The sequence below is a fragment of the Azospirillaceae bacterium genome (assembly GCA_028283825.1).
Lineage (GTDB): Bacteria > Pseudomonadota > Alphaproteobacteria > Azospirillales > Azospirillaceae > Nitrospirillum.
The window spans coordinates 160,421-168,113 of sequence record JAPWJW010000004.1 but is presented as its reverse complement, the minus strand read 5'-3'; the positions used below and the strand labels follow the sequence as shown (position 1 = coordinate 168,113).

The following is a 7,693-nucleotide window of genomic DNA, read 5'->3' as shown; positions in this document are numbered from 1 at the left end:
TGATGAGACGACGGCGGCCCTGGCGACGGGGTCGCCGTTTTCTTTATGTGGATGGGGTGGATGACCCTATCCCATGAACAGGTGCCGGGTCGCGGCCACGCGGTCGGCGATGTGTTCCCGCACCGCGGTGATGCGGGCGGTGTGGTGGCTGTCGGGGTGGGTCAGCAGCCAGTAGGTGCGGGTGAAACGCAGGTCGGGCAGCACGCGCACCAGGTCCGGCATGGCCGCCGCCGCATAGTCGTGCAGCACGCCGATGCCGTGGCCGGCGCGCACCGCCTCCATCTGCGCGACCACGCTGCCGCATTCGTAATGCCGGTCGGTCAGGCGGCCGATTTCGGCGGCGTAGTCCAGGGCGCGGCTGTAGGCGAAATCCTCCACCTGGGTGACGAACAGCCGGCCCGCGAGATCCGCCGGTGAGGCCGGCGCGCCATGGCGGGCGATGTGATCGCGGCTGGCGTACAGGCTGAGGGTGTAGTCCGTCAGCTTGCGCACCATCAGGCGGCCGTGTTCCGGCCGGTCCAGGGTGATCACCAGATCGGCCTCACGCCGCGACAGGGAAAAGGTGCGGGGCAGCGGCACCAGCTGGATGGTCAGGCCGGGGTGGGCCGCCGCCAGCGTGCCCAGTTCACGCGCCAGGAAATAGGTGCCGATGCCGTCCGGTGCCCCGATGCGCACCGTGCCGGCCACGCTGCCGGCACTGCCCGAGATGGCGGATCCGGCTTGCAGCAGGTCGGACTCCATGCGCTCCGCCGCCGCCATCAGCATCTCCCCCGCCGGGGTCAGGGTGCAGCCCTGGGGACGGCGTTCCACCAGCAGGGCGCCCAGGCTGGCCTCCAGTGCCGTCAGGTGCCGGGCCACGGTGGCGTGGTTCAGGCCCAGGCGCTGGGCCGCGCCCAGGATTTGGCCGGCGCGGGCCACCGCCAGGAAAACGCGGACATGATCCCATTCCATATCTGCATCGCTCCGACGGATTACGCTTTAATTCCTGCACAATGAGGGTGCCAGAATTGCCCATTGATGCGCGGATATTCAAGCGGGATAAGGGAAGACGCAGATAACGAAAAACGGACGGAGGAACCCATGAGCGCCATCCCCCATCACATCAACGGTCGCCAAGTGCCTGGCCGGTCAGGCCGTACCGCGCCGGTGTTCAACCCCGCGACGGGGGAGGAGAGTGCCCGCGTGGACCTCGCCTCAGTGGATGAGGTCAATGAGGCCGTGGCGGCGGCAGCGGCGGCCTTCCCGGGCTGGGCCGCCACCACGCCGCTGCGCCGCGCCCGCATCCTGAACCGCTTCCTGCGGCTGGTGGAGGAACGGGCGGATGAGCTGGCCAAGGTGATCGTGGCCCAGCATGGCAAGATCCATTCCGACGCCCTGGGCGAGGTCCAGCGCGGGCTGGAGGTGGTGGAATTCGCCACCGCCGCCCCCACCCTGCTGAAGGGGGAGATCACGGCCGACGTGGGCAGCGGCGTGGACAGCCACGCCCTGCGCCAGCCCCTGGGCGTGGTCGCCGGCATCACGCCGTTCAACTTCCCGGCCATGGTGCCGATGTGGATGTTCCCGGTGGCGCTGGCCGCCGGCAACACCTTCGTGCTGAAGCCGTCGGAACGCGACCCCGGTGCGGCCCTGCTGATCGCCCAATGGCTGGAGGAGGCGGGCCTGCCGCCCGGCGTGTTCAACGTGGTGAACGGCGACAAGGTCGCGGTGGACGCCCTGCTGTCGGCGCCGGCGGTGCAGGCCGTCAGCTTCGTGGGCTCCACCCCCATCGCCCGCTACATCTATGAGACCGCCGCCCGTTACGGCAAACGCTGCCAGGCCCTGGGCGGTGCCAAGAATCACATGATCGTCATGCCCGACGCCGACATGGACCAGGCGGTGGACGCGCTGATGGGGGCGGCCTATGGCTCGGCGGGGGAACGCTGCATGGCGGTGTCGGTGGCGGTACCGGTGGGCCGGGCCACGGCCGACGCCCTGGTGGGCCGCCTGTCCGACCGGCTGCGCACCCTGAAGGTGGGGCCGGGCACGGATCCGGCATCCGAGATGGGGCCGCTGGTCACCCGCCAGCACCTGGATAAGGTGCTGGGCTATATCGACGCCGGCCTGGCCCAGGGCGCCCGGCTGGTGGTCGATGGCCGCGATGTCCGCCTGCAAGGGTACGAGAACGGCTATTTCCTGGGCGGCACCCTGTTCGACCATGTCACGCCGGACATGACGATCTACAAGGAGGAAATCTTCGGCCCCGTGCTGTCGGTGCTGCGGGTGGATGCCTATGCCGAGGCCGCGCGCCTGATCAACGAACACCCCTACGGCAACGGCACCGCCATCTTCACCCGCGATGGCGACGCGGCGCGGGAATTCGCCCACCAGATCCAGGTGGGCATGGTGGGCATCAACGTGCCCATCCCCGTGCCCATGGCCTTCCATTCCTTCGGCGGATGGAAGCAGTCGCTGTTCGGCGACCACCACATGCATGGGCCCGAGGGCATCCGCTTCTACACCCGGCTGAAGACCATCACCACGCGCTGGCCCACCGGCATCCGCGCCGGGGCCGAATTCGTCATGCCGACCATGAAGTAAGGGACGCTGGGGGCGGCTGAACCCGCCCCCAGTCTTTACCATCAGGCCTTGAACGCGCCGTCGAAGGCCAGCGCGCTCAGCGGCTCACGCGGGGCCGGCACTTCGCGGGCCTGCAGCTTTTCCGGCAGGATGGACTTGTCGCCCAGGCGGCCGAAGGCCACCGCCGCCTCGACGCGATAGTCGGCGGGCAGGCCCAGTTCGGCCGGGCTGCGCTCATGGTCGAAGCCGCCCATGGCGTGGCTGTGCCAGCCCAGGCGCTGCGCTTCCAGCGAGGCGAAGCCCCAGGCGGCGCCGGTGTCGAAGGCATGGCTGCGATAGGGCACGCGCTCGGTCGCACCCGGCGGCAGCAGGGTGGTGGCGGACACGATGAAGACCAGGGCGCCGGCTTCCTTGGCCCAGGCCTGGTTGAAGGGCAGCAGCAGGGATAGCAGCTTGTCCCACGACGGCGTGCCGCGCAGGGCGTAGACGAAACGCCACGGCTGGGCGTTGTAGGCGGACGGGGCCCAGCGCGCGGCCTCCAGGATGGTCAGCAGATCCTTCTCGCTCATCGCCTCGCCGGTGAAGGCGCGGGGCGACCAGCGCTCAAGGAACTGCGGGGCGATGGGGTGGTCGGCGGTGCGGCCGTTGGCGGTCGTCATGGGTCGTCGTTTCCTTCTGGCGTCACATCCCCACGCAAGGGGACGGGCCATTCAACCCCAGCCCGCGACGGGATGCACCTGTAGAATGACGGCAGGCCGCCACGTGGAAGCATTTGTGCGCAAACGATAAATTACGATTCTTGGCGTGTGGATTCACCCGTCACCGCCAGGAAGCGGGCCAGGGTGGGCGACCGGCGCTGCTCATGCCACAACAGCCATAGCTCGGCCCGCGCGTGGGTGTCCGCCAGGGGGCGCACCACGATTTCCGCCCCCGCCAGCAGGGCGATGTTGCGGGGCACGATGCCATAGCCCATGCCGGCGGCCACCAGGCCCAGGACGCTGCCGATGGCCGACACCCGCCACTTCATCTGCAAGGATGTGCCGGCCGTGGCGGCCAGGTCGGACACCACCCGCATGATGCCCACATCCTCCGGATCGTCGAAACCGACCAGGGCCTCACCCGCCAGCCGGGTTATGGGAACGGCCTCCAACTCCGCCAGTGGATGGCCCTTGGGCAGGATGGCCACCAGATCCTGGCTGGAGTGGACCTGGTGGACCAGGGGGCGGTTGACCGTCACCGGCGCCCGCACCAGGGCCGCGTCCAGTTCCCCCCGTTCCAGGGCATCCAGCAGGGCGGCCACGCCACCCTCGCGCAGGGCCAGTTCCACATCGGGATAGCGGTCGCGCATCACCTTCAGCTGGGCGGGAAAGTCGCGCTCCATCAGGGATGAGGCGACATAGCCCAGGGACAGGCGCCCGGCCTCCCCCCGCGCGGTGCGGCGCACGGTGTCGATGGCGCCGGCGTGGGCCGCCAGCAGGCGCTCCGCCTCCGCCCGGCAGGCCGCCCCCGCCGCGGTCAGGTCTATGCCCCGCTTGCGGCGGTTGAACAGGCGGACGCCCAGTGCTGCCTCCAGCGCCGCAATCTGCTGGCTGAGTGCGGGTTGGGCCACGCCCAGCCGTTCGGCGGCACGCGCCATGTGCAAGGTCTCGCACACCGCCAGGAAGACCTGAAGCCGGCGCAGGGAGACGGTGGTGAGCAGATTATCCATAAGTTTTATCTTATCAATAATCCGCCTGAATGCGTATCGATCTTCTCAATCATCCCTTCGATAGTGGGTCCTGGGTTTGGCGCTTGCGGGCGCCCCACTATGGAGAGTTGCCGCGATGAAAGAGAAACCGATCAAAGCTTCCGACGTGACCGACCTGCGCTCGGCCATCGCCCTGCTGCAGCAGTACGGGGAAGAGTTCGTCGAGACCGATACGCCGGTGGATCCGGAGGCCGAGCTGTCCGGCGTCTATCGTTACGTCGGCGGCGGCGGCACCTGCATGCGCCCGACGCGCAAGGGCGGGCCGGCCATGATGTTCAATAAGGTCAAGGGCTACCCCGACTTCCGCGTGGTCATCGGCATGGTGGGATCCCGCCGCCGCGTCGCCCGCCTGCTGGGTCATCCGGTGGAGAAGCTGGGTTTCCTGCTGCGGTCGTCCGTCCAGCACGCCATCCCGCCGGTGGTAGTGGGTGCCGACCGCGCCCTGTGCCAGGAGGTGGTGCACAGGGCGGACGATCCCGGTTTCGACCTGCGCACCCTGCTGCCGGCCCCGACCAACACGCCGGAGGATGCCGGCCCCTATCTCACCATGGGCCTGTGCCATGCCTCCGACCCCGAGACGGGGGAGTCGGACGTGACCATCCACCGGCTGTGCGTGCAAAGCCGGGATGAGTTGTCCATGTACCTGGCGCCGGGCCGGCACATCGATGTCTTCCGCCAGAAGGCGGAGGCGGCGGGCAAGCCGCTGCCCATCTCCATCAACATCGGCCTGGACCCCGCCGTCCAGATCGCCGCCTGTTTCGAGCCGCCGACCACGCCCCTGGGCTTCAATGAACTCAGCATCGCCGGCGCCCTGCGCGGCCGGGCGGTCGAGATGGTGCCCTGCCTGACGGTCGGGACCCGCGCCATCGCCCATGCCGAGGTGGTGATCGAGGGCGAACTGCTGCCCAACGTCCGGGTGCGCGAGGATCAGAACACCGACACCGGCAAGGCCATGCCGGAATTCCCCGGCTATACCGGCGATGCCAAGGACGCCCTGCCCGTCATCAAGGTCAAGGCCGTCACCCACCGCCGCAACCCCATCCTGCAAACCACGGTGGGCCCGGGCGAGGAACACGTGAACCTGGCCGGCATCCCGACGGAGGCCAGCATCCTGGACATGGTGGACCGCGCCATGCCGGGCCGGGTGCGGAACGTGTTCGCCCATTCCTCGGGTGGTGGCAAGCTGCTGGCGGTGATGCAGTTCAGGAAGGCTGCACCGGTGGACGAAGGCCGCCCGCGCCAGGCCGCCTTGCTGGCCTTCGCCGCCTTCCCGGAGCTGAAGCACGTCATCCTGGTGGATGAGGACGTGGACATCTTCGATACCGACGACGTGCTGTGGGCCATGCAGACCCGCTATCAGGGCGACGTCAGCACCGTCTTCATTCCCGGTGTGCGCTGCCACCCGCTGGATCCATCGCAGATCCCGGAATTCAGCCCCAGCATTCCGGGCGTCGGCATCTCCTGCAAGACCATCTTCGACTGCACCGTGCCCTTCAAGCTGAAGGGGCATTTCGAGCGGTCGAAATTCCTGGACGTGGATGTCGAGCGCTTCCTGCCCGGCTTCAACGCCAAATAACGGAGGAAGCCATGCAGAAGCCCCCCTCGGGAAAGCCCCGAGTTGTCGTCGGGATCAGCGGGGCCACGGGCTTCCAGTATGGCGTCAAGGTGCTCCAGCTCCTCCGGGGGCTGGGCGCCGAGACCCACCTGGTGATGTCCAAGGCCGCCGGTTTGACCCGGGAACATGAGACGACGCTGTCGCGGGACGAGGTCATCGCCATGGCCGACGTCTTCTACCCCACCGGTGCCGTGGGGGCGCCCATCTCCAGCGGGTCGTATCGCACCGCCGGCATGATCGTGGCGCCCTGTTCCATGCACACGCTGGGCGCCATCGCCACCGGCATCACCGACAATCTGCTGACCCGGGCCGCCGACGTGACCTTGAAGGAACGCCGCCGCCTGGTCCTGATGGTGCGGGAGACGCCGCTGCATCTGGGCCACATCCGCAACATGGCGTCGGTCACCGAATACGGCGCCATCGTCTTCCCGCCGGTGCCGGCGCTGTACGCGGGCCCGCAGGATGTGGACCAGATCGTGACGCACAGTGCGGCCCGCGCCATCGGCCTGCTGGGGTTTGAATCGGACGCCCTGCCGCGCTGGGGCGAAACCCTGCCGGCCACCACGGCGGAGAGCGAAGGGCGCGCACCATGATCATCGGGCCCTACATCAACGGTGCTGCCGTCTTCTGTGGCGCCGTGGGCGGTGCCGCCTTGGCGACCCGCGTGCCGCACCGCCTGCGCAGCGCCCTGCCGATGACCTTCGGCATCTGTTCCATGGCCATGGCCGTCATCCTGATCGGCAAGGCCGTGCACATGCCGGTGATGGTGCTGTCCGGCATCCTGGGCGCCCTGGTGGGTGAACTGGTGTACCTGGAACATGGCATCGGCAAGCTGGCGGCGTCGGTCCGCACGGTGGCGGACCGGGTGCTGCCCGCCCCGCCGGGCAGCCTCAGCCATGAGGAATTCCTGGAAAAGTTCGTGGCCATCACCGTGCTGTTCTGCGCCAGCGGCACCGGCGTGTTCGGCGCCATGCACGAGGGCATGACCGGCGACTACACCGTGCTGCTGGCCAAGTCCTTCCTGGACTTCTTCACCGCCGGCATCTTCGCCACCAGCCTGGGCTATGCCGTCGCCGCCATCACGGCGCCGCAACTGGTCATCCAGTTGGCCCTGGCCTTTGGCGCGGTGCTGATCATGCCGCTGACCACGCCAGCCATGCAGGCCGACTTCTCCGCCGCGGGCGGGTTGCTGATGCTGGCGGCGGGTTTCCGCATCTGTGGTATCAAGGCCTTCCCCGTCGCCAACATGCTGCCGGCCCTGCTGTTCGCCATGCCGCTGTCGGCCCTTTGGACCCGGATCTTCGGATGAACCCGCTTCCCGACCCCGCGCTGGCTTTCTTGCTGGAGCACCACGTGCTGTCGTTGGCGGTGTGTCAGGGGCGGGAGCCGTGGGCCGCCAGCGTGTTCTACGCCCTGGATGTCGCGGTACCGCGTTTCATCATCCTGAGCGACACGCGTACCCGCCACGGCGGCTGGATGCTGGAAAACGCCCAAGTGGCCGGCACCGTCGCCGGCCAGCCGTTGGCAATCACCGAGATCCGGGGCGTGCAGTTCCAGGGTGTCGCCCGGCTGCTGGAGGGCGATGCGGAGAGCACCGCGCGCGCCCTGTACGACCAGTGCTTCCCCCAGGCGCGCGGCATGGCCGCCCCCGTATGGGAAATCACCCTGCGGCACCTGAAGTACACCGACAACCGCGCCGCCTTCGCCGCCAAGCTGCGGTGGGAAGCCTAAGTCCCCTTTCAGACCTGACGTGACCAATGAAGAACCGACCGTAT

The 7,693-nt window shown here is 68.5% G+C and carries 8 protein-coding genes; 5 read left to right on the top strand and 3 right to left on the bottom strand.

Annotated features, from left to right (window positions below):
* Positions 1–66: 66 nt before the first annotated feature.
* Positions 67–951, bottom strand: a complete 885-nt coding sequence (locus tag PW843_25100; protein MDE1149841.1) for a LysR family transcriptional regulator — start codon at positions 949–951, stop codon at positions 67–69.
* 129 nt (positions 952–1,080) lie between these two features.
* On the opposite strand from PW843_25100, the gene PW843_25095 reads away from it, so the two are divergent.
* Positions 1,081–2,577, top strand: a complete 1,497-nt coding sequence (locus PW843_25095; protein ID MDE1149840.1) for a CoA-acylating methylmalonate-semialdehyde dehydrogenase — start codon at positions 1,081–1,083, stop codon at positions 2,575–2,577.
* A 41-nt stretch (positions 2,578–2,618) separates the two neighbouring features.
* Here PW843_25095 and PW843_25090 read toward each other — a convergent pair whose 3' ends face one another.
* Both PW843_25090 and PW843_25085 read right to left on the bottom strand, forming a co-directional pair.
* Positions 2,619–3,215 (bottom strand): nitroreductase family protein, encoded by a 597-nt coding sequence (locus PW843_25090; GenBank protein ID MDE1149839.1) that lies wholly within the window; start codon positions 3,213–3,215, stop codon positions 2,619–2,621.
* Between the two features lie 131 nt (positions 3,216–3,346).
* Positions 3,347–4,264 (bottom strand): LysR substrate-binding domain-containing protein, encoded by a 918-nt coding sequence (locus PW843_25085; protein MDE1149838.1) that lies wholly within the window; start codon positions 4,262–4,264, stop codon positions 3,347–3,349.
* Between the two features lie 115 nt (positions 4,265–4,379).
* Here PW843_25085 and PW843_25080 point away from each other — a divergent pair, with 115 nt between their 5' ends.
* From PW843_25080 to PW843_25065, 4 genes are read left to right on the top strand one after another with little or no spacing between them, the layout of a single operon-like run.
* A complete protein-coding gene (locus PW843_25080; GenBank protein MDE1149837.1) occupies positions 4,380–5,879 on the top strand; it encodes a UbiD family decarboxylase in 1,500 nt (499 codons plus the stop codon).
* 11 nt (positions 5,880–5,890) lie between these two features.
* Positions 5,891–6,511, top strand: coding sequence for a UbiX family flavin prenyltransferase (locus PW843_25075; protein ID MDE1149836.1), 621 nt, complete (start codon positions 5,891–5,893; stop codon positions 6,509–6,511).
* Entirely contained in the window at positions 6,508–7,227 is a 720-nt protein-coding gene (locus PW843_25070) for a DUF554 domain-containing protein (protein ID MDE1149835.1), read from the top strand. Before PW843_25075 ends, PW843_25070 begins: the two co-directional genes overlap by 4 nt.
* A complete protein-coding gene (locus PW843_25065) occupies positions 7,224–7,649 on the top strand; it encodes a pyridoxamine 5'-phosphate oxidase family protein (protein ID MDE1149834.1) in 426 nt (141 codons plus the stop codon). Before PW843_25070 ends, PW843_25065 begins: the two co-directional genes overlap by 4 nt.
* Positions 7,650–7,693: the final 44 nt, after the last annotated feature.

Bases quoted from the DNA above. Each gene is read 5' to 3' on its own strand.
- PW843_25070 (MDE1149835.1), top strand. From the start codon at position 6,508: ATGATCATCGGGCCCTACATCAACGGTGCTGCCGTCTTCTGTGGCGCC.
- PW843_25090 (MDE1149839.1), bottom strand. From the start codon at position 3,215: ATGACGACCGCCAACGGCCGCACCGCCGACCACCCCATCGCCCCGCAG.
- PW843_25100 (MDE1149841.1), bottom strand. From the start codon at position 951: ATGGAATGGGATCATGTCCGCGTTTTCCTGGCGGTGGCCCGCGCCGGC.
- PW843_25080 (MDE1149837.1), top strand. From the start codon at position 4,380: ATGAAAGAGAAACCGATCAAAGCTTCCGACGTGACCGACCTGCGCTCG.
- PW843_25075 (MDE1149836.1), top strand. From the start codon at position 5,891: ATGCAGAAGCCCCCCTCGGGAAAGCCCCGAGTTGTCGTCGGGATCAGC.
- PW843_25095 (MDE1149840.1), top strand. From the start codon at position 1,081: ATGAGCGCCATCCCCCATCACATCAACGGTCGCCAAGTGCCTGGCCGG.
- PW843_25065 (MDE1149834.1), top strand. From the start codon at position 7,224: ATGAACCCGCTTCCCGACCCCGCGCTGGCTTTCTTGCTGGAGCACCAC.
- PW843_25085 (MDE1149838.1), bottom strand. From the start codon at position 4,264: ATGGATAATCTGCTCACCACCGTCTCCCTGCGCCGGCTTCAGGTCTTC.